We start from the raw sequence: 24,633 nt of genomic DNA on the forward strand, positions 1-24,633 counted from the left end.
GATGTTTCAAGTTGATTCATATTTGATGAAACCGCAATGTAAAATAGCTGATTTAAGCGATGTAGTTAGAAATCCTCAGAACTATTTTGTCGAAATCACTGATTCGTCAGGATTAAAGGGAATCTATGAGAATCTTGATTTCCAGTATCTTAACGGGGCAATTTGTCTAAAGTATTACGGCGAAAGTATGTTGGATATGAGGTATTGGGACTTGGTCGACCAATTATGGGCGTACGTTATGAATTTAATTGAAGAAGTACTTCAAAAAGGAGAGGGAAGCGTATATTTCCCTGATCAACCCGTCAAAATTATTCTCCGTCCAACAACTAAAGAGTTACTGCTATTCTCAATTGAAGGAAGCGAAGTTACAAATTATGTATTACCTAAAAATGATTTTCTGATAGCACTAGTTCAAGGTGCAGAACAGTTCTTTACCTGCATGACTGATACGTTTAGTTCCGATTGTGATTATTCCTATGAGTTAGAAAGAATAGTCAGGTTAAAAAAGGAATTACATTAGTGTATATGACCTTGGGGAGACTACAATCCTCAAGGTCATTTCTTTTACCCCCACCCATTGCCGAATGAATCGGGCGGTACATCCCGAAAGAACTTAACCCTCATTACCCCCGTATAATATTTCCTAAATATACCTGTACCTGTACGCACATGCAATGCTTTAAAATTCAAAATCCTCCGATTTCGTAAAAACCTCAATTTCATCAGATATCACCATGTTTTACTCTGAATACCTTATCTTTGTTTTCTCTCGGATTTTTCGAGAAAATGACATTTTGCAGTTATCGCAACAGTTTATAGGTAGGTCTCGATAGATAGGGTGAACAGGTCAGTTGACGTACCTATTTAGACAGTTTCACCGATTACTCCGTTGGATATTCTACAACGGGTGCGGGTAACCACTCGTCGTCCATCTTAAACCAGTTGGATGTACTGGGCCGAATGACACAAATAAATGATTCCAATCTTGGGTTTTATGTAAATTACCAATTTGACAGTCAGCGGCTGATCAACGTTCAAACCAACGGCAGCGCGTCCCTAAGCAAAGCCGCATCCGACAATGTACAGTACAGCTACTATGCCAATGGCCGAGTCAAGACAATTACGTACCCGCCGTTGACGGATGGAAGTATCTTAAAAACAGAGTACACGTACAACAAAGCACTCGGTTGGGTAGAGAGCATGAAGAATACGAAGGGCAGCTCCGTGCTATCGGGATACACCTACAGCTATGATAATAATGGGAATATTACAGCGATAACTGAAGTCCTCAATAATGGAGCAGCAAAAACGACAAGTTATGGATACGATGCTTTAAATCGTCTACTGTCAATCAAACGGCCCAATGGTCAAAGTACGCAGTACACGTATGATGTGCGTGGCAATCGTCTAACCTCAAGCGAGAGTGTCAGCTCCAGTCTGGATCTGAGCGATACAAGCTACACCTATGATTTGCAAAACACCTTGACCGGATTAACCAAAAATGGGAATACGACCATCTTCACGTACTATGCGGACGGCCTTCGGTATTTGAAGAGCACTGGAACGAGCCATACTCAGGTCAATTATGATTTTAGTGGTCAAGTTATCGCAGAGGAGAAATTAAGCGGCAGCACTGTAATACAAAAATCTTCCTTTGTCCGTGGAGACCGGGTATTGGTGAAAAAGGACAAGACGGCAGCAAAGGATTACTACTATTTGTACAATGGTCATGGCGATGTGGTGCAAATCGTCAATACCAGCGGAACACCGGTCAACACCTACAGCTATGACGAATGGGGGAATATCACCAGCCAGACGGAAGGGATACCAAACTCCTTTAAATATGCAGGTGAGATTTACGACGCAGAAACGGGACTTTACTATCTGCGTGCACGGTATTATGATCCGAGTATCGGGCGGTTTTTAAATGAGGATACGGTTGAGGGGCAGATTGATAATCCGCTGAGTCAGAATCTGTATACGTATGTGCATAATAATCCGTTAATATACAATGATCCAACAGGACATTATGCTGAGGCTGGGACGGGTGGTGTAGGTGGTTCTGAATGGTATGTTGACTTAACAACTCTTACACAGTTCGAATTACTATCTATTGTTGATGACAAGAAACAATCAGCTGACACAAGAGCACAAGCAATGGCTGAATTCATGAAAAGAAACTTTATGCTTGTTGAGATTGGTGGTTTTAGAGCTGCCTCAGGGGCAAAAAAAATAATCAATAGTGTAAAAAAGGCAGAGAAAGCTGAGGAAGCTATTAAACCTAGTCAAGGGATAATAAAAGACTTTAATGTAGATTTTTTATTGAAAGAAAAGGAAAAACACATATTTTCTGCAGATCATATTAAAAGTGGAATTATGGATTTAGGGAACACCCGAAAAGCAATTATGAAATCTGGACTTGATATTGTTGAAGAGATGAATGGAAAAGGGCTTATAAAAGAGGGAGCGACTCAAATTAGAACAACGATTAATGGGTTTAAATCGGAGATTAGGATTTTCGTTAAAGATGGCAAACTTATAAATTTAGATATGTTCAAGGGACAATCAACAAGAGATATGGGGAATACTATTACTTATCCTTAGGGGGAAAAAAGTTGAATGAATTTTATGAGGAAATATCTGAAGCAATTAATAACTACAATATAGAAAAGGTTGAAACAATTATTGAGAGCCAACTTGTAATAGAACCGAATAATATTGATTTATTGCTGCGCTTAGCAGTTACAGTTTTAACTGTTCCATTAGTCGACTATGCTAAGAGCATTGTATGTTTGAACCGTATTTTTGAGTATGACAAGAAAAATGTAGCAGCAACAATTCTAGAATGTTGTATCCATTATTATCATTTAGCAGGTATTGATGAGAACTTAGTAAACAAAATTAAATGCATTGATGATACTGACTCAGATATATGTTCACTTAAAAAGTTAATATTATCGTGGTACTTTGAAGATAAGGATAAAACAAAAAAAATTGAAATGCTGCGTGAATCTATAGAATGCAATCCAAGTAATGTTAATCCTTATGTGCAATTGGGAAGGGTGCTTATTGAAAGAGGAGATATTACAGAAGGCAGCAGTATGATAAAGAAAGCCTTAGAAAATATTAAATTTGTGTATGACAAAAATACTACTTTTGATTTCTCGGATTTTAATGAATACCTCAATCAGAATATGCGAGGCATACATCTGAGCAATGAAGTTAAAGAAACAATTGAACAAATGATAGTCTAAAGTAAAGGGGATTTGCACGTAGCCACATGTGGGTTAAATACTCCATGTGGTTTTTCTTTTGGGAAAATAGTTGACATTCTAAGTATGGCATTATAATCAAATTAGTAATACATACTAAGCATGGCGGTGAATATGGTGATAGGGTTGAAATTTTTATAGCTGACACGTTTTATATGGGTGATTCCCCATTTGTCGGCGGGGCTTGCAAATAGAATTTCCTGCATAATTGGCAGTCGAGATAGCGCCTTTCCATTCTTCAGGTGCTGTTTTAAGATCAGAATATGGCAGTTTCTCTATGGACAGAGTAGCATAATTTGGCTGATTTGCTGCAAGTGCAAAGCCCGCTGTAATTAGGGAGAGGGGCAATGAATTCTTAAAAATAAACGCACCTGATAATTCACGAATCTAAGGTTACCTTGCGGCACATTAAGCATATTAGGACAGGAATTATTAGCCCATTGGAATCACCTTCCTTCAACCGAATCAACTGGTTTTTAAGAATGATTGACGTTCATTTTAAGACAAATGTAAAATAGTAAGACAAATGTCTTGGGAGGGTGATACGTTGGGCACAATTAAAAAACTGCCAGATGCAGAGTTTGACATTATGAAAGTGATATGGGCAAATAAGGCGCCAGTAACAACCAGTATCATTATGCAACAACTGGGAAGTGAAAGAAGTTGGAAGGCTCAGACAGTCGTTTCACTTATGTTGAGGTTGGCTAAACGAGGTTTTGTCAGATCGGAGAAGAACGGCAAGGAAAACCTCTACTTTCCGCTTATTGAAAAAAATGACTACCTGAATTTTGAAACTAGCGACTTTATCGAACGCTTTCATGGAAATTCTTTTACAAGTCTGGTAGCAAGATTATATGACGGAAACAAGATAAAAGACATTGACCTTGACCAACTGACAAAGTGGCTGAAAGAAAAGAAGGAATAGTATGCAGGAGTTTTTTAGCACTTTACTTCAGAATTCAGTTACTATGTCGTTAGTGACACTTATTTATGCGGCAATACTACCCGTTTTATCGAAACGGTATGCAGCAAAGTGGTGTTACATAGGTTGGATTATAATTGCAGTCGGGTGGGTGTTTCCACTTGGCCCTCAATTTGACTTCTTGTTGAAACCTATGCAATTTTCAGATATACCGCTAACGTCTGTACACACAATTATTAGAGCCACTCCAACTATGCCCGTGCAAGATGTTATAAACACTCCAGCTTCTATTTTATTATGGTGGATATTACTGGTAATTTGGGTTCTGGGTTCTATAAGTATCGCGGCTTATCATATTTGGCGATATAGATATTTTTTAAAGTTGGTAAGCCGTTGGAGCATTCCTATAGTTCATTTCAAATGCTTGAAAATTTTAGATGGATTAAAGTTAGAGATGAACATTAAAAAAAATGTAGAGTTACGTGAGTGTCAGATTATTACAAGCCCCATGCTGGTCGTTTTTTTTCGTCCAGTGATTTTGCTGCCATCTGAACAATTTTCTGATGATGAATTATCAATGATACTGAAGCATGAGTTGGTTCATTTAAAAAGGCATGATCTTTGGTATAAGGCATTGATTTTAATGGTAACCGTGCTTCATTGGTTCAATCCGATAGTTTATCTAATGTCAAGATCCGTAGCAGCACAGTGTGAAATCTCCTGTGACGCAATAGTTATTCAGGGAGCGGATTTACAGCGGCGAAAGCAATATGCTGAAGCAATTATTAATGTTGTAAAGAACGGGGCAAAGCTCCAAACAGCATTTTCAACAAATTTTTATGGAGGAAGAAATATGAAAAGTCGCATTCTTTCAATTATGGACACAAAGCAGAAGAAGACAGGCATTATTATTCTTTGTATGACGATGTTAGGTGTTCTAATGACTGGTGCAGCTATGGCTGCGGCAACTGACTCGCAAGAATCCATTCGTCCTGAAGTAGTTGTCGCATCTCCTAATAGTAATAAAGATACGGATAATGAAGTAACCCAACTCCTAAAGTTGTTACGCCGCCCCTACGGCGACAAGACGAACGCAATTAACTCACAAGGACCGACTCGTCCTGAAGTAGTTGCCGCTTCTCCTAACAGCGATAACAATAGTGATAATGCAGTGACCCACCTTCTAGAGTTGTTAAAGCAGTCGCGATAATGTTTTTCTTCTATGCAAGAAGTCGAAGCATTTGAGTTATTTGTGGGTAATCTTATTTGAAAAATCGAGATAGCCCGTATATGTAATAGTTGTTTTTTGCCCCACAAACAAACTTAGCAGTGGTCAGCACTTCTCCAGACAATTAGTGCTGGCCTCTGTTTATTTGTTTAGGTCAGAATGCAGGGATTTCAAGATATTTGGAGGTGCTTATCTTGGAGTATAGAAAACTTACCATTGATGAAATTTGCAAACTTGAAGGTTTTCACGAAGAAATAGTAGTGGAGAAAAGTGTTCCATTATAACTCATATTGACCCTACAGGGCATTATACTGAAAGTCATGTTGATGCAATGCGTTCGATTGCTATGAAGTATGGAGAAAAATCTCAGGTTTATTGAGATATTAGAAGTGATCTTGGCGAACAAAAACCGATGCACTATTTCAGTAAAAAACTAAGAAACGAATGGTTACAACTTTTCAATATGGTTACATCTTCAAAAAGCTCAAATGATCAAGCTTCGTCGGCTAAAAGACAACTAATGGATATATATGGTAAAGATCAAGCTATTAAAGACGCAGTTGTAAGTATGGTTATAGGTATGACTAGTCCTAGGAGCAACAAACCTTTAGCAACTCAAAAAAAAGGCAAGACATTGCCAATTGACAAATAAACAGACAGATATAATAGCTAAATGGTGGAAAATGGCGAAATCAGTAAAAGAATTAACAGTAAAGATACTCGGTCAGGTAATTTTGATGCACTTTTAACCAAGATTGGAGACTAATGTGTATTATTGGAGAATTACCAAATATAGCCCAAGTAACCGCATTAATGGAGATTATACAAAAGAAGAATGGACTTCAATAAGTGATGTTGGAAAATCATACTCAAATGAAGTGTTTTTAATTGAACATTATTTACAAACTGAATCGTTATATATAATGGCTTTAATTTCAATTATGAATGAGATGAAAATAAACTCACTTCAAGTGACAAATCTTGAGAAGCATGATTTTGGATTTTTAAACGACAGATTCCATACTTTTTATTCTGATGAAATGAAAAAAATCTATAGTAATATTAAGAATGGTGATTCTATTTCTGGGAATGAATTGGTGTTGTTATGTAAATTAGTGCTAAGAGAAAAGCTTTGGTGCAAACTCAAGACTAGTTGTATGTTTGTTCACTTTGGGTTTGATTATTACATGTATATTGGCAGTGCATTAAAATGTAAGGATTCTTTAGGATTTATAGTTAATTCTGGTCTTTTTATTGAACCTTTTCAATCACCTTATCTAGAGGAAGAATAGTACTATATTTCATTTCATGGGAATAACAATTGACATCCTGAGAATTGGAGGAAAGAAAGAGTACTTGAACTTTCAGGGACTTCTCAATACTGCCTTGTACCCAGGACAGGCATAAATGTGGTGACAGCAGACAATATATCATAGTGGCTCAATGACAAATACAAATCATACACCTCGACTTAAAGATACAAAGGGATTATCCGCATTTCTTGCGCCAGATGAACCTAAAGGTTGGTTTACATCAATCGAAGCGGTTAATGTCACAGGAGTCTTGAGTGCTGAAATAGATGATCCTGTAATCAGGTCATGAGAATATCAGAGTTGTTAATACATACGAACATAGGTTATGGATGGAATCAAGAGTGAATGCTGATACTAATCCTTATTATCTAACTTTAGTTTTGAAAGCAATCACCTTTCAATATGATCATAGGTAGGGGGAAAAAGATGGATATCAAAAGATTAATCCCGAAAGATAAAATGGATATCGATTCAGTTAATAAATTGAAAACATTGGATATCAATTTAATTAGACCTATTATACCTGATTTATTAGAGTGGACTGAAGATGCAAATTGGCCTATTACAAAAGAAATTGGGAAGTTGCTGCTACCCTTAGGCAATGAATTAATTCCTCATCTAAGGAAAATTTTCGTTTCTGATGATGACTGTTGGAAATATTCAATACTAGTGAAGTTGGTTAAAAATTTACCGGAATCTGTATTATCGGAAATGGAGGCTGACCTTAAAAGGTTAGCTTTAAACCCTACTGAACGTGAAAAGCAAGAATTAGTCAACGAAGAGGCAGCCGAGATTTTATCGCTTTTGCAGTGAAAGGAATTGAATAGTAATTCTCTTCTTTATGGAATGAAGAGTAGGCCCCTTCTTCTTTTGATTCAAGAGCTGAATTAGGCCTACAGTATGGTCTATATTATTCCTATTCTATGATATAAGTCGATGAATCGCTCATAAATATCAATTATTTATTTAATAAAAGTGAGGTATCCAATGAGCAATTATGATGAGTTATTTGAGGATGCAGAAAATAATTATGAAAAAGGAGGGTATCAAACTGCCCTGGAGTTTTTTGAGAAGGCTCTAGCCATTAGATATTCTAAAGACTGTATTAATTATGGCTCAAAGCCGTAATCAGTGCTTGACGAAGTGACCGAAGGATGAAAATGGAAAAACATCTGTTACTCCTGTATTGTTGTAAGTCTCACCGAACAACAAAAAAAGGAATAAACAGATGCAGATCCAGTATATCAATGAAATGCTCGACATACCAGAGCTACAAGTTCGTCAAATTCGGTCTATGGTGGCCGACGAACTTCATATCGAAGCCATTCCACGCAGCTATAAACAATGCTGTCCCCTGTGCAAATCCGACCAAAACGTCATTCGTAAGGGAAGTAATGGCATGCGGACGGTAAGGCATTTGCCAGTGTTTGCGAAAAAAACCTTTCTGCATGTGCCTTCCATCCGATTGTCCTGCACCACTTGCGAAGCCGGATTTGGATGGTTCTATGAATTTGTCGGACCCAAGCAGCGCTACAGCTGGCTTTTTCGTTTCCATACTTTCGAACAAGCGCTCGGATCAACGGCTGCACATAGCGCTCGTATGCAGCAATTACCTACCAGTACCGTACAACGCATGCATAACGAGGCTGTTCCGGTGGAGTGTGAACGCATCGAGAAGCACGTGTGGACCGAAGCGAAAGAAATGCCCAATCTGGTTTTAGGTGTCGATGATTTTGCCATCCGAAAAGGTCATACCTACAATACCGGTATCCATAATCTCAAAGGCGAGACCATGCTGGATCTGCTTCCGGGTCGAAAGCTAAACGACTTGCGGGCGTATGCCAACACTCATCCAGACTTCCTTCTGTTGAACCCCAAAGCGGTTGTCATGGATTTAGCACAGGCGTATCATACCTGGATCAGCGAGTGCTTTCCCCACGCGATTCGCATTGCGGATCGGTTTCATGTTCATGGTTATGTGATCGACAGTGTACAGGAGGTTCGAAAAACCGTTCAACCTACGCTATCGCCACGGGCAAGGGCTTACCTGAAAGCCCATCATCGCTTGCTTAATCCGCCTGTGGAATCGCTGGAAGAGGAGAGCCGGACGAGACTGGAGATGCTGCTAACCTTCTCCCCACTACTTCGTAGCGTCTGGGAATGGAAGGAAGCATTCTCGACCTGGTATGACTGTTCGCCGAGCTTTAGTGCTGCCAAACTGGGTTTTGAGCGTTGGTGTAAGCAAGGCGAGAAGATGGATCATCCTGCTGTTCGTAGCACCTTAAAGACGATGCGCAATTGGAACATAGAAATCGTAAACTACCATCAATGCCGATGGACAAACGCAACGGTGGAAGGTCGTCACAATCGCATTAAAGCCTTCCAGCGTCGCCATTACTTTACGCGAAATCGTAGCCGTTATAAAGCAGGCATTCTCATTGAATGTAACCGCCATCGTATGTTTCGCTAATAGTCAAGCACTGATTTTGAGATTGAGCCTTAATTATATAGCATGTTGTTATTTGAAATTAGGCAAACTAACCAAAGCTCAAAGTATATTGAAAGACTTAGTTCTGAATAATCCTAATTGGGAGAAACCGCTGATAAATCTTGGAAGAGTGAATTTGGCGATGGGAGATCGTGATAAAGCATTAGAGTTCTTTGAGAGCGCAGCAAAAGTTGAACCTAATAGTGAGGATGTTTACTATTATTTGGGAGTATACTATTTTCAACAAAATAACATTATGAAGGCAAAAGAATATTATGAAAAATCTTTGTCTATTGATAATAACCAATCAGAAACTCATTTAAATCTGGGTCTCTGTTATCTTAGGTTAGATGTAATAGATAAAGCTATAATAGAATTTAAACAAGCCTACCTATTGGACTCAGATTGTATTAAAGCAATTTATAATCAAGGAATAGCTTATTATGCAATAGGAAATTATAAAGATGCATTGAATTATTATCTTGAAGCCCACAAACATATAAAGGATGATACAGATATACTGTATGATATTGCCGATTGTTATTACAAACTTAAAGATCTTGATAACTCTATTCACTGGGGGAATGAAGTACTGAAAATCGACGCGGAGCATGGTAATGCAATCAAGTTGGTGAGAAATGTTTCAATTTTGAATAATAAATGCCAGAAGTAAGGACTCGCAGCAAGATGAAATTATATCGACCACACATGAGTGTAACAACTCCATGTGGTTTCTTTTTGTATTATTATGACTTAGCGCCCACCAAGTGCAGATTTAAACTCATATTCATCTTCGCGTACACTTCACCCTATAGTCCCTTATGAAAATTTCCTGAAGTTATGGTATTTACATAAATATGCTTGCGACAATCCATCTTAATTCCACAAGTCCATTTACCTGAAATACACTATGATCACCAGATTGCACCGTTAAGGGTGTATGGCCTACACTGCCCGCAAATTTATTAACCCTTAGGAGGTGGAAATACGAACATATCTAATCTCAGCTCTAGCAGAATACTACTTTCCACTTCAGTGGAAGAAGAAATTAACTTCCTTGCGTTTTCTAATGATGAAATATTTATTTCAAAGACTAGTATTAGAAAAGTTGATTTCAATGGAAATGTAATTGATAGGAATGAAGACAAAATTAGGACCAAATCGATTTGGCTGGTCAATCGTAAAAATGATATGAAAAAGGAAATTATCCAATATGGAGAATTTGATATTAATGATGTTTACCTAACAGAAAACTATTTATATTATGTCAAAATTGTTGATGAAGATAACGATGGATTATTGCTTGAAAATGACTATCTTAGTGGAGAAGTATGGAGATTAAATAGAATAACATTTGATGATCATTTTTGTTTCAAGATAAACCCATATTATTTTCATCGCTTTTTATCCGCAGACGACTCGTATGTGGTTTTTATTTCTGAAGATCGGATTCCTGATGTTACTGAAATAGTTTTTGTGAATTTAACTACAAAACAATCTGCTGTATTAAATAATACCTATGAGAAGAATTGGTACGATTTTAGAGTAGTGAACAATCAAATAGGAGAGCCGGATTATTGTATCTATAAAGAAGTAATTGACGAAACATCAGAAAAAGATCAATCTAATCTGCAGATGCTTAAATGGAGGGATTTAATAACTCAATTGCATTGGGAATAGATTTATTTGACTCGGCTGATTTAAGATGGAAAAAAAGTAAGCTGAAGCAATGCCGAATATACGAATTTTTAAGGTGGGATGATAGAATGGGTGGTAACTGGGAGTGCTCTCTCAGTTGCCACCTTCTTTATTCAAAGCTCCGCTTTATAAACTAGGATACAGTTGAGGGACAGATTGATAACACGCTGAGTTTTAATTTGTATCCGTATGTTGCAAATAATCCTCTGATTTATTGTGATCCAAGTGAACATATGCATACCGAAATTGGCGTTAGTTACACAGATGCGGATAAAGTAACTATAGCAGCAGCGTATCAACAATTGTTTGCTATGGTTCAATCCCAGAACTACGCATATTTAATGCAAGCAGCACATGATGGCGCTAATCTAATTTGATTGAGATATGAAAGCACGGTAAGCAGAACTATTTATGTAGACTATTACGCAAGGACACCCTTCAAGAGGAGAGGGAGCCAAGAGTATACTTCTTCATTGTATAGCAAATTATACAATGGAAATGCATCACCTGTTCCAATGGCAGCTGTAAAGTTATCGTATTTATAGATATAGAGACGAAAAGGGAAGTATTAGTTTTGATCTGTTTGGTGATCACTAAAAATGATGTCTATAGTTGAGTTACAACTATTTGCAAGTGAGGAGTGAATAAATTAGTGGAAACAGATAATTTAAAAGAATTTGAGTTGAAGTATAGCTGTTTTACTAAAGCTACTAATGGCTTTTGGGAGTATGTGAACTCATGGAAGGTTGATGAACCAGATGAATTTTATGAAGCATTCATGACCTTTGATATTTCTAAAATAGTACTAGAGAAAGGGCAACCGATAGAATATGTACAAACTACATTAGTGGTACTTTTTATGGAGGGGTTTTTTGCAGAGTATCGCATTCTTCAAAAATTAAACGGAGAAATTATGGATGATGGTTTAAGTTTTAAATAGGAGCACAAGTCGAGTACAATTAATGGGAGCAAACGATACCACGGGTTTTTTCAAAGGAATTCCGGCTAGCGAGGCTACTTTTAGGGGCAAGCACTATAACCAACCACATTCTTACAGCTATACCTAACTGTCATATTTCCCACGATAATGGTTTCCGGATCTAAGTGTAAACACGTTAAAAAACTTTAATAATATCCCCATTTATCAAGAGCCAGATGATGTCTTATCACGCTCTCAGCTAAGACGGTAACTACAGTATCGAAAACAAATCCGATCTGCCGTATGATGTGAAATATGAAGATTACACATATAATATCTCAAGGAGTGTAGACTGAGAAGCATTTGGTAGATACATTCACGAATTGAAAGATGCATTCTACATGAGACCTAATCAAAATTTCACTTATCAAGATTTATTAAAATATGCACAAGAACTAAAAGATTCGTTCGGTAAAAAAGGGGGGCCATTTAGTTGAAAGGCAGTTTTTCTTTTATAGTACGTGATGAAAATTTAGACTTTGATGATATAAGTGAAAAGTTGTCAATTGCAGCAACTTCAATTATTAAAAAGGGACAGTACATTAGAAAAGGAGGGGAAACACAAGCTCCATATGATATTTGGCGATTAGAAGTAACAATATCAGAACAAACTGAACCAGAAGATGCTCTTGAGTATTTACTGAACAAGTTAAGTCCGAATTTTGAAAAAATTAATGAACTAATTGGAGTTTATAAAGAAGTTATTATTAATTGTTACTTAAGATCAGATTATGGTCAAATGGGCTTCAAGCTTTCAAACGAAATGATGAAAAAAATAGCACTTTTAGGAGTAGAACTTGATATTCACATTCTATCCTTTGGTGGAGTAGAAAACTGATATCAAAGACAGCTTATTTACAAATCTCACTGAATTTATGCGAAGAAATAAGGTTGGCTTGGAGGTAGTTGCTTCACTTGATACAGAAGTTTACTTTTTGAAAAAACCAATTGCAAAAGCTTCGAAAAAAGTACTTAAAGAAGTGCATACTAAAAACTACAGATGATATTGAAGAATTAAAAAGGCAAATACAATAACAGGTTTTCGGTGTAAGACCTTGAGGATATAATAGTCCTCAAGGTCTTTTTTTTGCCCCCCGGTGCCCCAGTACCGCGCTGGTCGCAAAACAAACAAAATATATTTTTTGGTTGTATTACATCCCCTTAAATTACCCTATAAGTGAAGGCACAAATAAAGAAGAACAAAATGATTTTGGGAGGGAGCATGATAAAAATGAAAAATGTACTATATGTACCGTTGGATGATAGATCGGTCAACCTGGATGATGTCATTGTCCAAGGGAGATCGGCGGGGATCAATGTGATCACGCCAAGTGTGGGCGATCTTAGAAACCGGCTGGATTCACAAAAGACAGCATCGGGAACAACATTACTGGCGACCTCTTCACCCGCCTATGGAAATACCGCAAACATCCGGCAGTTTATCCTTGATAATGCAGCCTCTGTAGATGGCTTTATCATCTCAACAGATATGCTAGCTTATGGGGGCTTGATCGGAAGTCGCCGTCTTCGGACGAGTGCAGGAGGAGCTTACCCGGATTATGATGCGACTATCACGAATTTGCTCGACGTGATTCGTTTAGTTAAACAATCTTATCCTAAGAAGCCGGTCTATGTAATGGATACCATTTTGAGGCTGGCCACAACGATTTTTGCAGAAGGTTTAACCTTTGAAGCCTATACAGAATCACGCAATTTCATGTTACAGCCACGGAAAAGTTTTTCACAGTTTGCTGATATTCTCACCGGATATAACTTGTCGCCAACCGGTTCTTATGGCAGTACGACCCATTTTAATAAAGACCAATATTACAATACCAGACAGCACAAGTTCAAGAGTAATCGTTACATTCTAGAGAAGCTGGTCCAAGCGGGATACATTGATTTCCTTGCGGTGGGTGTCGATGATGCCAATACGCAGGGGGTACAGATCAATGAGATTAACTTTCTGGAAGGGCGCATCAATACTTGTCTTGGCGGAACGAATGGTCAAAACCCAGATCGGGCTATTATTCTTCCAGATGCAGACGGACTGGGGCAGGCGCTAGTGGCACGTATGGCGAATCAGCTCTACCGCTGCGGAATAAAGCCAAGGTATGCCGTGCAATACTTTGGACCACATGGCTCCACCATCACCAGTCCATATGAATATATGGATGTGCATCAAAATATTTTGCGTCATGTGGATATTGTTGGCGGAAAGTCTGTGAGCACTTCACCTACCTTAGAAATTATCGCGATAACTGCTGCGAATCAGGTAACGGCTGCGGTCAGCCGGATTGCTGCCAATAGTACCCAGCACGTTCCAACTGTAGTCATTGATTTCGTGGGTGGTGGCGCAGCGAATGCCACTGTAACCGAAGCATTGCTGAGTAGCGAGCATACGGGGAGTATTTTAGGATACAGTGGCTGGAACACACCAGGTAACAAGATCGGGATTGCACTGGGTATGGGCCAGGCGCGGTATACGTACTTGGTTACGGAAAAAGATGCTGAGGCACTCAGTTCAGCAGTCAACGCTCACGGTACGCTTTTGTTTAAGCGATTCTTGAAAGACTATTATTACAAAACGTTGGCCATTGGTGAAATCCGGGAGTACTCGAGAGCCAATTCTTTGTATACAAATATCGCTACGATTGCAGATCAAAATATGATTTTGTTCAATAGTCCAGCAGACTATTCTCATTTACAAGACGTGCTGAGGGAGCGGATGCAGACGCATACAACCTCACTTTCCGGGAAAAGTGCATTCCTTATCGGCGGTTCTGGAACGGCTTATAACGTCCGCCAGATTTGTGGAACCACTTGGTCATTTTCGGAATATGTCAGTGCAGAACTCATTCATGATGATCCGGATTTTATTTGGGGCCGTGCTTTTGAGATTACTTTGAATCCTAATGTAACCTTAGAATAAGTGTTAAGACAAATAAGACAGGAATAATTAAGATAACGCCAAAAAGAAATATAATTACTGGAAGGTTATTAGAGGTAGCCTTAGGTTCAGTGAAATTAACTTGTCCTGTCCCCATTTCAAGGACTCCGTTTTTAGTAGGAGAAGCAGCCCGTTTTTCCTTAATATTTTTTATTTTTTCATCAAAAACGGGTTGGGATATTGTATTCTCTGCGTGGAGGCTACCTGATGTAGCGTTGTTGCTGTTCAGATCTATTACTCGTTCCCCTGCTATCCCATGGATGTATAAAGCATCTATACCATATCTAACGTCACTAACAAGTTTTACGTCTTCTCCTTCTTTAAGGGATGATTGTGTTGCTAAAAATGATTGCTCATTATCTATATTACTAGTAATGTTGAATATCTCCCACGAACCTGAATCATTGTTTGAATAAATTGTTTCAACATCTATATTATTCACAACTCACTACTATTTTCATTATCAGATATTTTGTAGTAAGCAGTTCCTGAACTCAATTGTGCATTTTCAAAATTTTCTTTTCCATCGAGGCCGTATTCTGATTTCACTGAACTCAAGGAATTAAGATACTTTAATTTGAATTCATTTTGTATAGTTATTTTAATCTGTTCATTTGGAACCGGCTCAAAAGAATCGGCAAAGATGAAGGTACTAAAGTTAAATAACAAGAGATTAAATATGAGGAAAGAAGAAAAAACCCATTTCTTTTTCATTAAATAAAGTCTCCTTGATAAAAACCCACCTGATTCAGGTGGGTTTTTGCTATGATTAGAGTTTTAGGCTACTGAGAGTAGCCTTTATTTCATTCAGTTGAAAATAATAACTCCCCCTATCATCAACATTAAGTTTGGTCGCATAAATCCTTATAAACTTTGCTGAAACGGGAGTAGTGAAATTGAAATTCTTCGCAGATCCGTTATTAACATAATTGGTATATGATTGATTTGGAATATCTGTCCACAGTATAGCGTTATTGCTAGCTTGAATACTGAAATCCTTTGGGAAGCTTAAGGTTGCCCGCGGGGATAGCGTAATTCCGCTAACCGATTTTGTACTTCCTAAATTCAAAACAACCCATTCTGTGTTTGACTCGTTGCTATGTGCCACACTTGACCACGAAGTCGTAGTATTATTATCTGATAATCTGCTGGCAGGCCAGTCAATTAAGCTTGATGATGCAGCCGCATTGGTGATGTTAGCCTTGAATTCGGCAAGCTGGAAATAATACGAGCCCATGTCATCCTTACTTAGTTTAGTGGCGTGGACCCGGATATACTTAGCCAGTACTGAGCTCTCAAAAGTAAAGGTTTGCACACTCCCGTTATTTACATAATTGGTATAGCTTTGATTTGGAACATCAGACCAAGTTAAAGCATCATTGCTGGTCTGGATCTTGAAATCTTTAGGAAAACTATAGGTTCCTCGGGGAGTTAAGCTAATACTGCCTACGGTCTCCATGTTGCCTAAATCGAAGGCAATCCACTCTGTAGCTGATTCACTCCCATGTGCCGGAGTAGACCAAAGGGTGGAGGTATTATTATCAGTTAATCTGTTAACAGACCAACCTTGCAAGCTAGATGAGGCTGCAATATTGCTAAGATCAGCATTGAACTCGGATAATTGAAAGTAATAATTGCCCATATCATCTTTCCCCAACTTTGTTGCATACACCCGAACATATCTGGCTACCACTGAACTATCAAATTTAAACGATTGCACAGAACCGTTATTAACATAGTTTGTATAAGACTGATGTGGGACGTCAGACCATGTTACAGCGTTATCACTGAATTGGATTTTGAAATCTTTTGGAAAGCCTAATGTGGTTCTGGGAGTTAAACTGATTCCACTAATCATATGATTTTCACCTAAATCCGTAGCAACCCATTCCTGTCCAGTTTCTACAGGGTGACCATTACTTGACCAAAAGGTGCTAGAACTGCTGTCACCTAATTTATAAGCTTCAAAACCACTATATTCAGAAGAGGTAAACATGGGAGGTTTTTTTGAACTGATTTTTTTAGTCGTATTGCCGTTGGAGTCGTATAGGTAATAAGTTGTTTCAGAGGGGGATATTTTATAATTCAATCTGCTGCTCCCATTGGAGTATTGATAATAGCTGGCGTTATTTTTCAATGACTCTACATCGGCTGGTTCAGCGTACACTTGGCTCAAGTTACAAAGAAGCACAAGTATTGACGATATCAAGCATACTTTTTTTGTGAGCTTCATTCTTTTAGCACCTTTCATAAGTCACATAGTATTTTTCAACAATGGTAAATGAAATAATCACCTGTTAAATTATACTAAGATTGAATGTAACTTGTATACGGGAATTCGGTTCAAAAGAGTGGAAGCTTTTTTCCATAAAGTGAGTATAGAAAACAATGATAAATTCATAAACAAAATCCAAGCGGATATTAACAATAAACATATTCCATATCTAATCGATTCGAAAACAAGCGAGGAAAGAGTAAGGAATTAAAAACATATTATGTTGTAGTACTAGTGAAACAAAATGAGGGAGCCATTACAAAAGATGAGGTCGAATTTTTTGTGGATGAGGCTAAAAGCAAAAAAATCAAAAAAGTGAGTTTATTATTTTATGATAAATCTAAAGCGAATGCTATTTCTAAAACAGCCGCCCCTTCTGACTCATTCAGATTGGCGGTTGTTTGGCTTTGAGTTCATCTAATCTTGCGGTTGCTTCTACCACTTCTTCAAGCTCTGCACCTGTCAAAGATAAACTGTCGACTTTTTCAATAAAACTACTCATAAGTTCGATTTCATCCATGGATGCAGCAATATCGGCTCGTAATACAAAAGCTTTGTACTGTAGTGTTAATGTTGCTTCTTCATCTTTCGAGAACACAAGGTCAAGCACTTTCGCTGCGTCAGCGGGTTTATCTTTGGCATAGGCCAATTGGTATGCGGTTTCGAAGGCAGTGGCAAATCTTGACGGAGGTTCTTGTTCAGCTGGCATGGATGAGGCATGCTTTTGTCCAATTATTAATCGATTGCCGGCAGGGTCGATGAGGTTGAATCTCCGATCCTCTGCAAGATTATTGACCTTGGTGATCCTAGGCAAACCTTTGGAAGGGACCTTGTGATAGGCTTTTTTTAAATTTCCGCAAAATTCGTTGTACACAGCATCTACGTCTGGAACATTTACATAGCACATACTGTAAGAGTTTGCGGATTCCAGCTTTTTGAGTACAAAAAAATGTAATTCTGCAATCCGGTGACGGACACAAGCGTAAAGGTTTGGTTTGGCTTGCCGATAAGTTATTTCAAAACCTAATGCTTGGTAGAAATTCAACTGTTCGTCTATGAAGCTGCAAGGAAATATAGGGATTGTTGTCCCGTTGCTGATTGTTGACAAGTTTAGAACCTCCCGAGAGTTTACTGTATTTCAAGGAATCAGCTTACCCTCTAATAGTATAGTACAACATTCGTGCAAATGATAAGGTTTACTGGAATATCTTCTTATTTTTCAATGAAAAACATAATGAACCTGCAACAACTTTAAGGATTATTTGAAGGCTACAAAGTTCGTTAGTCTATTGGAGATCGTGATAATTGTTCCGATAATTACTTTAAAAGGATGATCTGTATGTAATTTTTGTCCTAAAAGGGGAGACAAATGGAGAAATTGATAAAGACCTTACTCCAAGCCATTCTTTATGTACTAATAGTTGTTGGATTACATCTAATTTTGATTTATTTTCTTGAGATAAGGATAGAGGGCTGGGGGACAGGATTATTAAAATTCTCATTTAAGGTATACTTTGTGCCGCTATTTTTATGTTTTATTAATTCCTTTTTGTTTATAAGGACTCAGAGGATAAAGTACCATGTCATCTGGCTTCTGTTAACTACGCTCCCAAATTTTTTACTTTTGTTATTTTTCACAGCAATACAAACTAGTGGAGATAGTGAGGATGCAGTTGTCGTTTCTATTGAATTATTCCCAAAATATCAGGTGGAAATGCTCATTCTGCTTCCTGGGAGTATTTTAGTAATCCAATTTATTTTGGCTTTATATTATCTCATCAAAATAAGAAAAGAAGTTAAATCATAATTCAAGCATCATAGTGTTTTGTGTATGGTTGTTTATTGATTTTAAAATTGACGAGGGCTTTGTTGAATTGATGATTTTGTTTCCTCTTTCGTACTTGCTAATACAATTGGTTCTAGTTATAGCGTTATGGATATTGAAATTTCCAAAAAACAACTAGTACCTTGACCGATTTTGATTCTAGTTTTACATTCTTCCTATAAGAAAAATATGGGAGGGTAAGACAATGAACAAAAAATACGAGATTCGACTGGAGCCGAAAGAACGCGAATGGATCGAACAACTTCTTCATGCCGATTCAACATCCCCCGGCATTCGCCGCCGCTGTCTCGTGCTGCTGCTTTCGGATGAAAATCAAGGTGCCATCCCCAAGCAGACTGAAATTGCCAGTCGTTCAGGAGTCAGTAATGTGACGGTCTTTTATACGGTAAAAGACTATTGTACACGTGGGCTTCAGGAGACGCTTAGTTACCGTCGCCGCGCTGAACCGGCACGCCCTTCCCCGATCACCGGTGAGGTAGAAGCACGAATCATTGCGTTAGCCTGTTCTGAGCCCCCAAAGGGGTATGCTCGCTGGACCATTCGTTTGTTGACCCGCCGAGTCATCGAACTGAATATTTTGGAATCTGTCGGACGAGAAACCATTCGAACGACTTTAAAAAAACAAAACTTAAGCCTCACCTGAAAAAACAATGGTGCATTCCCGCCAAATCGAGCAGTGAGTTCGTCGCTCGGATGGAAGACGTCCTAGAGACCTACGCCCTTCCTTATGACCCTGAAATCCCGCTCATTTGTATGGATGAACAGCCGATCCAACTGCTCGATCATTCGCGGCCTCCACAAACCATGAAGCCAGGACAGGTTCTGCGAGAAGATTACGAATATGTTCGCAAAGGAAGTTGCAGCTTGTTTCTGTTCACAGAACCGCTCGCGGGATGGCGTCACGTGCAGGCTTCAGAAAGACGTACTAAATATGACTGGCTCTGCAGATCCAGGAGCTGCTAGAGGTTCACTATCCAGAAGCAAAACGGGTTCGGCTGGTGATGGACAACCTGAATACCCATACGATCTCGTCCTTGTATGAAACCTTTGCACCTGAACAGGCTTTAGCCTTGGCGAAACGGTTGGAAATTCATTATCCCCCTAAGCATGGCAGTTGGCTGAACATCGCTGAGATTGAACTCAGTGTACTGACAATTCAATGCCTGAACCGCCGAATTGCCTCTATTGAAGAATTGCAAGGCGAGGTGTCGGCTTGGGAAACCGAACGCAACCGAATCCAAAAATCCGTTGATTGGCAATTTACCACTGAGCAGGCACGAGGAAAGTTAAAACATTTGTATCCTGAAATTTGATTTGGTCAAGGTACTAGTGCATTTCTTAGGATATATGTTTGCATTATCATACTTTATAAATTTAAAGGGAGGTGTGGTTATTTTTCAAATACCTTTACTTATCAGTTGTCTTCACCGGACTCGGGATGTTCTTGTTCTTTTACACCCACATTGCATATTCCAGCGGCCACAGCATCGCTTTGCGGTAAGTGGCGCTGTCCCCGGTGCGGGCGATGTATTATACGGGGACGTGTATAGAAAAACCACAAAATACTACTTTCCAATAGGTTGAATTATGGTTGAATTATGAGCTGTTATGATATACTAATTAAAGGAGGTGCTTCTGATGTCAAAGGTTAAAGATAATTTGCTTCACTTTCTGAAGAAGGTAGAGTCGGGTGATGTTACTGCTCAAGACATTCACAATGCACAGTCCATTTTAAATTCTTCAGTCATTATTCCGTCAAGTAGTGTACTGAGAAAAGGAAACACGAGAATTCGCTTAAGACATCGGGTTGGATTCACTCCAGCCTTAAAAGACATGCTCCAATCGAACGAGTACTACACGGTCCAAGAGGTTGCTCAACGCTTCAATGTGACGGATAAAGCAGTCTATAAATGGATTAAACAAAATAAAATTGAGTGGGAGCGGACCAGTCAAAATAGTAGGGACATCCGTATTCCCAAAAATCAATTTAAAAGTCCTCCTGCCAAAGCCGAGGCCTCAGATCTGGAAAAATCAATATTCAATGATGCTGTTGAAATGGAACTCGTTAAACGCCAGGATCTATACCGCGATGAAGACTAAAATTGTAATTTGGGATGGTTGTATACTCGCTGATCGGTTTATTTATCGTAACCATAGGGTTCGCAAGGAATTCGACCGGTTGCTTTTGAACATGACAAACTTATGCCACTCTTTAGAATGTTCGCCGGAATTTTTAATGTTGAATTTCTAGATTCATTAGCGCATATAGCTTGGCCTGAATTCTCAGACGATTATAAACTGATCGTCGATGAGATCTTGTATGAAGAGTATGGGTGGCGTAATAAGGGCCAAGATGTGATTGAGGAGTATTTGGGAAAAACAATACATAATGCTGATATGATTGTGACTTATAATCTTAAAGATTTCATTGACCCGTTCGGCAGAATTCGTGTAATGAATCTGGATATGTTTCTATCCCCTGAAGTTCAGGAGGCTTTGTTTTGAAATTTGCTTCAATTCTTCATGTTCCTTTGTTTCTTGTTTATAGTTTTCATCATCCTTCAGAAATATATTAATTCTTTTCGTATATGCATCTTCTAGCATCCATGAGTACCCAGGGGTATATGTAAATATTGTCTCAATCCTCTGAATAGTTTTTTTGAAATTAAACTCCACTTTCGCAACAACAACCGCCCCTTCTGAATCACTCAGAGAGGCGGTTGTTTGGCTTTGAGTAACAGATTTACTCATCAGTTGTCTTCACCGGACTCGGCGTGTTCTTGTTCTTGTACACCCACATCGCATACTCCAGCGGGCGGACCAGCGCTTTACGGTAGGTGCCGCTGTCGCCGGAACGGGCGAAGACTTCGCGGGCCGGCTTGGGATTGACCTCCAGCACCTAAATCTTTCCCTCGCGGTCGATAGCGAGGTCCAGCGCCAGCTCGCACAGGGCGCCGAAGCTGTCTTCAAGGAAGGCTGCGGCTTCAAGCCCCAGCTTTTCAGCCGTTTTCATGGCTTTGGACGCTTTTTCTTCGCTGCCGAGCCATTTCTTCAGCAGGACTTCCGCACGTACCGCATGTCCGCCGCCGTGAAGGTTAGACGTCCCGCTGCCGTTCAATCCGCAGGATGCCGCGTCCACCGGTGCCGTTAATCGGTTTGACGTAGACGACAGGGCTGAATTTCAGCATCCGGTGCAGATCGGCGGAAGACTGATATAGCAAAGTTTCCGGCATATGCTGGCGGAAGCGGCTTTTCTGCGAAAAGGTCTGGTGAACGGTCCATTTATTGCGCAGCGGCCGGTTCAGAAAGGTAAGATGATTATAACGGGAGCGGAATTTGAGCAGCTGCTGAAAGCGGGCATTGCGCTGGATCCGGCAGCGGTCATAGATCATATTCGGGAATGGCCGCCATTTGCGCGACCATTTGCCGCTCCCCGGATCATAGACCATTGCATGGATCAACTCTTTACCGGGATTCACATCTGCGGGAGTGAATACAAAGACACATTCATCATAGATGTAGATACAGAAACAGTTCAAACAGCTCTTTATACTGGTAGGGACCTTTTTATAAACCACTTTATTAAGCGCGGATTTCAATAACGTATTCTGCTCATGGGATTGTAATCGCCCCGAACAACTGGGCTCCTTCTCTTTACATTTTGGTAAGCATATAGGTCGCTTTGGATAAACTGATGCCGTACTCCCTCTTGATCCAAGCCAAATAGTTCGCAACATTTCCCGATACTCGAGTGAGGACAGGAATAAGAACACGAACATACAGACCTGCGTGCGCGGTGATAAGATCCCGGCAATCGGACGATTCATCACTGAAGACGCTTGGGAAGGGCGGATTAGCCACCCGATTACCCAGAACTCGTACAGTCTTTAATTCGCTAATTTATGTGGACCCGAGCGGGCATGTAGCCGTTTCCCATGACCTTTAGGATACGAAATATACCATAAGGTTACATCGTTTCAAAGATTTTTTGAGACTATGCCATTACCTGGATAACTCCACTTGGCATTGAAGATCGCTTCGCTTTGTTCCCAATACTGACGAATAGCCTGATCTCGTTCGGGATTCGGGAAATATTCATGATAAATGGTGCTGGCTGGACAGAATAAGACGCGGAAGCCTGAATAATTAGCATTAAAGCAATAGTCTGTCTCTTCAAAGTAATGAAAGTAATGTTCATCTAATAAGCCCAGCTTCTCCAGCAGATTCCTTTTCAATAGAAAACATGCTCCGTTTATTGCTAAGCATGCTCTTGTTTCCTCCAGAAGGCCAGGTTCATTGAGACACATAAAGTATGGAGAAGTCCAATCCCAGTTTGTTCCCACCCCCACCAGTTGGTTGTTGCTGTTGATTAATTTAGGCGCCACCACGGCGTTCTTCTGATCTGACCAGAGCAACTCATGGAGCGGAGACAGCCATCCGCTTGTAACGAAAACGTCCGGATTCATCACAACGACCGTCTCCGAATTCCCGCTCATTATCCCTCGATTGACCGCACTTGAATACCCCTTGTTATACCCATTCTCTATTAATGTAACTTCGTTGCGGCTTCTTACATACTCAAGTGTGCCATCGGTGCTTCCATTATCCACAATGATGATTCTATAAGGAAAAGGCGTATGTTTTTGAATGGCATCTAAACACCTCTTGATAGTAGAAACAGAGTTGAAGGTGACAATAACCAAATCCGTGCCCATTGACAGGTCCCCCTTTTGTTCCAATGATCGTATTCTTTTCATAATATGAAAATAAACTCTACAGTGACATGGATGAAGGACTATTTGTGATGAAAAAACAAACAGGATCAAAATAGGTGAATGCTTACGTTCAATCTTGTCAAGTGGGAATAGACTAAGTGCATAAGAAAAGTGGAGTGTGAGCTAAATGACAATAACGGTTATTACCCCGGTTCTAAACGAAGAAACTTTCTTACCCGTATATCTTGAAAGCTTATCATCCTATGCAGACGAAATCATCATTGTTGACGGGGGGAGCACGGATCGTTCAGTTGAAATTATTCAATCGTACATCAGTAAATGCAATATTCGCCTATTTATCAGAAAACAAGGGACGGCGTACACCGATGAGTGGAATGAGTCGGTTGTGCGAAATTTCATGGTTAACCAAGCCAGAGGGGATTGGATCGCCAATATTGATGCCGACGAAATATTCGACGACGCTATAAAGACTATATTGCCTGAAAAAATGAAGCAGACGAGTGCTGACGTACTTCTGTTTCCGATGATTAATTTTTGGAAAGATCCGTGGACCGTGCGCGTTAACGCGCCAAACGATGAGAGATGGTCAAATGATATCGTACGTATGTGGAGAAACGGGAAAGGGATTCGCTACCGGGATCAAAAACATCACTGCACATTGCATAATGAAGCAGGTGATGTTTGGTCGCTGCCCTCAGAACGAATCAATGTGCCGCTTTATCATTATCATTATGCGCTTGGGAAACGATTCAAGTTCAACGATAACCGGCGAGGAGATGTTAACTTATACAATAATTCGGGTGATCCCAACTGGTCTTATCATCATGATGAATACGAGGTGAGAACTGTCCCTTATAGGGGCAAACATCCTGAAAGTATTAGGAAATATTTTAACATCTGATAAAGAAGAGACCAATTGGAAGGGT

General features: G+C 39.4%; 26 protein-coding genes and 1 pseudogene. 20 read left to right on the forward strand and 7 right to left on the reverse strand.

The window, feature by feature from the left end; translation table 11 throughout:
- The first annotated feature begins 1 nt into the window (after position 1).
- The 14 genes from NSS79_RS09925 (at position 2) to NSS79_RS09990 (ending at position 14,832) form a co-directional block, all read left to right on the forward strand.
- Positions 2-520: a hypothetical protein gene (locus NSS79_RS09925; protein WP_342439210.1), complete on the forward strand. Its 519-nt coding sequence runs from the start codon at positions 2-4 to the stop codon at positions 518-520.
- 440 nt (positions 521-960) lie between these two features.
- Positions 961-2,604, forward strand: coding sequence for an RHS repeat-associated core domain-containing protein (locus NSS79_RS09930; RefSeq protein WP_342439211.1), 1,644 nt, complete (start codon positions 961-963; stop codon positions 2,602-2,604).
- An 11-nt stretch (positions 2,605-2,615) separates the two neighbouring features.
- On the forward strand, positions 2,616-3,254 hold the full coding sequence (locus NSS79_RS09935; RefSeq protein ID WP_342439212.1) for a tetratricopeptide repeat protein: 639 nt from the start codon (positions 2,616-2,618) through the stop codon (positions 3,252-3,254).
- A 565-nt stretch (positions 3,255-3,819) separates the two neighbouring features.
- A complete protein-coding gene (locus NSS79_RS09940) occupies positions 3,820-4,197 on the forward strand; it encodes a BlaI/MecI/CopY family transcriptional regulator (protein WP_342439213.1) in 378 nt (125 codons plus the stop codon).
- A gap of 1 nt (position 4,198) precedes the next feature.
- Positions 4,199-5,404, forward strand: coding sequence for a M56 family metallopeptidase (locus tag NSS79_RS09945; protein WP_342439214.1), 1,206 nt, complete (start codon positions 4,199-4,201; stop codon positions 5,402-5,404).
- Positions 5,405-6,189: 785 nt separating this feature from the next.
- Positions 6,190-6,714, forward strand: coding sequence for a hypothetical protein (locus NSS79_RS09950; protein WP_342439215.1), 525 nt, complete (start codon positions 6,190-6,192; stop codon positions 6,712-6,714).
- A gap of 447 nt (positions 6,715-7,161) precedes the next feature.
- Positions 7,162-7,548, forward strand: coding sequence for a DUF5071 domain-containing protein (locus NSS79_RS09955; protein WP_342439216.1), 387 nt, complete (start codon positions 7,162-7,164; stop codon positions 7,546-7,548).
- 174 nt (positions 7,549-7,722) lie between these two features.
- Positions 7,723-7,863 (forward strand): hypothetical protein, encoded by a 141-nt coding sequence (locus tag NSS79_RS09960; protein ID WP_342439217.1) that lies wholly within the window; start codon positions 7,723-7,725, stop codon positions 7,861-7,863.
- Between the two features lie 100 nt (positions 7,864-7,963).
- Positions 7,964-9,205: an ISL3 family transposase gene (locus tag NSS79_RS09965; RefSeq protein WP_342436644.1), complete on the forward strand. Its 1,242-nt coding sequence runs from the start codon at positions 7,964-7,966 to the stop codon at positions 9,203-9,205.
- Complete coding sequence (locus NSS79_RS09970; protein WP_342439218.1) at positions 9,174-9,896, forward strand: tetratricopeptide repeat protein; 723 nt, start codon at positions 9,174-9,176, stop codon at positions 9,894-9,896. Before NSS79_RS09965 ends, NSS79_RS09970 begins: the two co-directional genes overlap by 32 nt.
- Positions 9,897-10,258: 362 nt before the next feature.
- Positions 10,259-10,903, forward strand: coding sequence for a hypothetical protein (locus tag NSS79_RS09975; protein ID WP_342439219.1), 645 nt, complete (start codon positions 10,259-10,261; stop codon positions 10,901-10,903).
- A 670-nt stretch (positions 10,904-11,573) separates the two neighbouring features.
- Entirely contained in the window at positions 11,574-11,861 is a 288-nt protein-coding gene (locus tag NSS79_RS09980; protein WP_342439220.1) for a hypothetical protein, read from the forward strand.
- Between the two features lie 472 nt (positions 11,862-12,333).
- A complete protein-coding gene (locus NSS79_RS09985; RefSeq protein ID WP_342439221.1) occupies positions 12,334-12,738 on the forward strand; it encodes a DUF4279 domain-containing protein in 405 nt (134 codons plus the stop codon).
- Positions 12,739-13,122: 384 nt separating this feature from the next.
- A complete protein-coding gene (locus NSS79_RS09990) occupies positions 13,123-14,832 on the forward strand; it encodes a DUF4127 family protein (RefSeq protein ID WP_342439222.1) in 1,710 nt (569 codons plus the stop codon).
- On the opposite strand, the gene NSS79_RS09995 is transcribed toward NSS79_RS09990, so the two are convergent.
- The 3 genes from NSS79_RS09995 to NSS79_RS10005 are packed head-to-tail and all read right to left on the reverse strand — an operon-like array spanning position 14,813 to position 17,083.
- Positions 14,813-15,292, reverse strand: coding sequence for a hypothetical protein (locus NSS79_RS09995; RefSeq protein WP_342439223.1), 480 nt, complete (start codon positions 15,290-15,292; stop codon positions 14,813-14,815). The two genes, NSS79_RS09990 and NSS79_RS09995, sit on opposite strands and share 20 nt — an antisense overlap.
- Positions 15,289-15,564, reverse strand: a complete 276-nt coding sequence (locus NSS79_RS10000; RefSeq protein WP_342439224.1) for a hypothetical protein — start codon at positions 15,562-15,564, stop codon at positions 15,289-15,291. The genes NSS79_RS09995 and NSS79_RS10000 overlap by 4 nt, the downstream gene beginning before the upstream one ends.
- A gap of 55 nt (positions 15,565-15,619) precedes the next feature.
- The gene (locus NSS79_RS10005) at positions 15,620-17,083 is read right to left on the reverse strand and encodes a discoidin domain-containing protein (protein ID WP_342439225.1); all 1,464 of its coding nucleotides are present in this window, start codon (positions 17,081-17,083) and stop codon (positions 15,620-15,622) included.
- Positions 17,084-17,359: 276 nt separating this feature from the next.
- Between NSS79_RS10005 and NSS79_RS10010 the strand changes: the two genes are divergently transcribed.
- Complete coding sequence (locus tag NSS79_RS10010; protein WP_342439226.1) at positions 17,360-17,536, forward strand: hypothetical protein; 177 nt, start codon at positions 17,360-17,362, stop codon at positions 17,534-17,536.
- Here the strand turns inward: NSS79_RS10010 and NSS79_RS10015 are convergent.
- Positions 17,511-18,233, reverse strand: coding sequence for a hypothetical protein (locus NSS79_RS10015; RefSeq protein WP_342439227.1), 723 nt, complete (start codon positions 18,231-18,233; stop codon positions 17,511-17,513). The genes NSS79_RS10010 and NSS79_RS10015 overlap by 26 nt on opposite strands.
- Positions 18,234-18,494: 261 nt before the next feature.
- Between NSS79_RS10015 and NSS79_RS10020 the strand changes: the two genes are divergently transcribed.
- From NSS79_RS10020 to NSS79_RS10035, 4 genes are all read left to right on the forward strand, one after another.
- Complete coding sequence (locus tag NSS79_RS10020) at positions 18,495-18,932, forward strand: hypothetical protein (RefSeq protein ID WP_342439228.1); 438 nt, start codon at positions 18,495-18,497, stop codon at positions 18,930-18,932.
- Between the two features lie 223 nt (positions 18,933-19,155).
- The gene (locus tag NSS79_RS10025; RefSeq protein ID WP_342439229.1) at positions 19,156-19,614 is read left to right on the forward strand and encodes a helix-turn-helix domain-containing protein; all 459 of its coding nucleotides are present in this window, start codon (positions 19,156-19,158) and stop codon (positions 19,612-19,614) included.
- A gap of 313 nt (positions 19,615-19,927) precedes the next feature.
- Positions 19,928-20,284 carry a transposase gene (locus NSS79_RS10030; RefSeq protein ID WP_342440337.1) on the forward strand — a complete coding sequence of 119 codons (357 nt, stop codon included), beginning with the start codon at positions 19,928-19,930 and terminating at the stop codon, positions 20,282-20,284.
- Positions 20,285-20,609: 325 nt separating this feature from the next.
- A complete protein-coding gene (locus NSS79_RS10035) occupies positions 20,610-21,071 on the forward strand; it encodes a helix-turn-helix domain-containing protein (RefSeq protein WP_342439230.1) in 462 nt (153 codons plus the stop codon).
- Between the two features lie 372 nt (positions 21,072-21,443).
- Here the strand turns inward: NSS79_RS10035 and NSS79_RS10040 are convergent, their stop codons facing one another.
- The 3 genes and pseudogenes from NSS79_RS10040 to NSS79_RS10050 form a co-directional block, all read right to left on the reverse strand.
- Positions 21,444-21,722, reverse strand: coding sequence for a hypothetical protein (locus tag NSS79_RS10040; protein WP_342439231.1), 279 nt, complete (start codon positions 21,720-21,722; stop codon positions 21,444-21,446).
- Positions 21,715-22,474, reverse strand: a pseudogene (locus NSS79_RS10045) (YheC/YheD family protein); the annotation flags it as partial. The gene NSS79_RS10040 and the pseudogene NSS79_RS10045, both read right to left, overlap by 8 nt.
- Before the next feature lie 474 nt (positions 22,475-22,948).
- Complete coding sequence (locus tag NSS79_RS10050) at positions 22,949-23,686, reverse strand: glycosyltransferase family 2 protein (RefSeq protein ID WP_342439232.1); 738 nt, start codon at positions 23,684-23,686, stop codon at positions 22,949-22,951.
- Positions 23,687-23,873: 187 nt separating this feature from the next.
- On the opposite strand from NSS79_RS10050, the gene NSS79_RS10055 reads away from it, so the two are divergent.
- Entirely contained in the window at positions 23,874-24,608 is a 735-nt protein-coding gene (locus NSS79_RS10055) for a glycosyltransferase (RefSeq protein WP_342439233.1), read from the forward strand.
- The last annotated feature ends 25 nt before the right edge of the window (positions 24,609-24,633 follow it).

Origin of the sequence: Paenibacillus sp. FSL L8-0436, assembly GCF_038593025.1 — a bacterium.
Lineage (GTDB): Bacteria > Bacillota > Bacilli > Paenibacillales > Paenibacillaceae > Paenibacillus_AQ.

Bases quoted from the DNA above. Each gene is read 5' to 3' on its own strand.
- NSS79_RS09960 (WP_342439217.1), top strand. From the start codon at position 7,723: ATGAGCAATTATGATGAGTTATTTGAGGATGCAGAAAATAATTATGAA.
- NSS79_RS10025 (WP_342439229.1), top strand. From the start codon at position 19,156: ATGAACAAAAAATACGAGATTCGACTGGAGCCGAAAGAACGCGAATGG.
- NSS79_RS10005 (WP_342439225.1), bottom strand. From the start codon at position 17,083: ATGAAGCTCACAAAAAAAGTATGCTTGATATCGTCAATACTTGTGCTT.
- NSS79_RS10000 (WP_342439224.1), bottom strand. From the start codon at position 15,564: ATGAAAAAGAAATGGGTTTTTTCTTCTTTCCTCATATTTAATCTCTTG.
- NSS79_RS10020 (WP_342439228.1), top strand. From the start codon at position 18,495: ATGGAGAAATTGATAAAGACCTTACTCCAAGCCATTCTTTATGTACTA.
- NSS79_RS10035 (WP_342439230.1), top strand. From the start codon at position 20,610: ATGTCAAAGGTTAAAGATAATTTGCTTCACTTTCTGAAGAAGGTAGAG.
- NSS79_RS09925 (WP_342439210.1), top strand. From the start codon at position 2: ATGTTTCAAGTTGATTCATATTTGATGAAACCGCAATGTAAAATAGCT.
- NSS79_RS09990 (WP_342439222.1), top strand. From the start codon at position 13,123: ATGATAAAAATGAAAAATGTACTATATGTACCGTTGGATGATAGATCG.
- NSS79_RS10040 (WP_342439231.1), bottom strand. From the start codon at position 21,722: ATGAGTAAATCTGTTACTCAAAGCCAAACAACCGCCTCTCTGAGTGAT.
- NSS79_RS10050 (WP_342439232.1), bottom strand. From the start codon at position 23,686: ATGGGCACGGATTTGGTTATTGTCACCTTCAACTCTGTTTCTACTATC.
- NSS79_RS09945 (WP_342439214.1), top strand. From the start codon at position 4,199: ATGCAGGAGTTTTTTAGCACTTTACTTCAGAATTCAGTTACTATGTCG.
- NSS79_RS09955 (WP_342439216.1), top strand. From the start codon at position 7,162: ATGGATATCAAAAGATTAATCCCGAAAGATAAAATGGATATCGATTCA.
- NSS79_RS09930 (WP_342439211.1), top strand. From the start codon at position 961: ATGACACAAATAAATGATTCCAATCTTGGGTTTTATGTAAATTACCAA.
- NSS79_RS10055 (WP_342439233.1), top strand. From the start codon at position 23,874: ATGACAATAACGGTTATTACCCCGGTTCTAAACGAAGAAACTTTCTTA.
- NSS79_RS09965 (WP_342436644.1), top strand. From the start codon at position 7,964: ATGCAGATCCAGTATATCAATGAAATGCTCGACATACCAGAGCTACAA.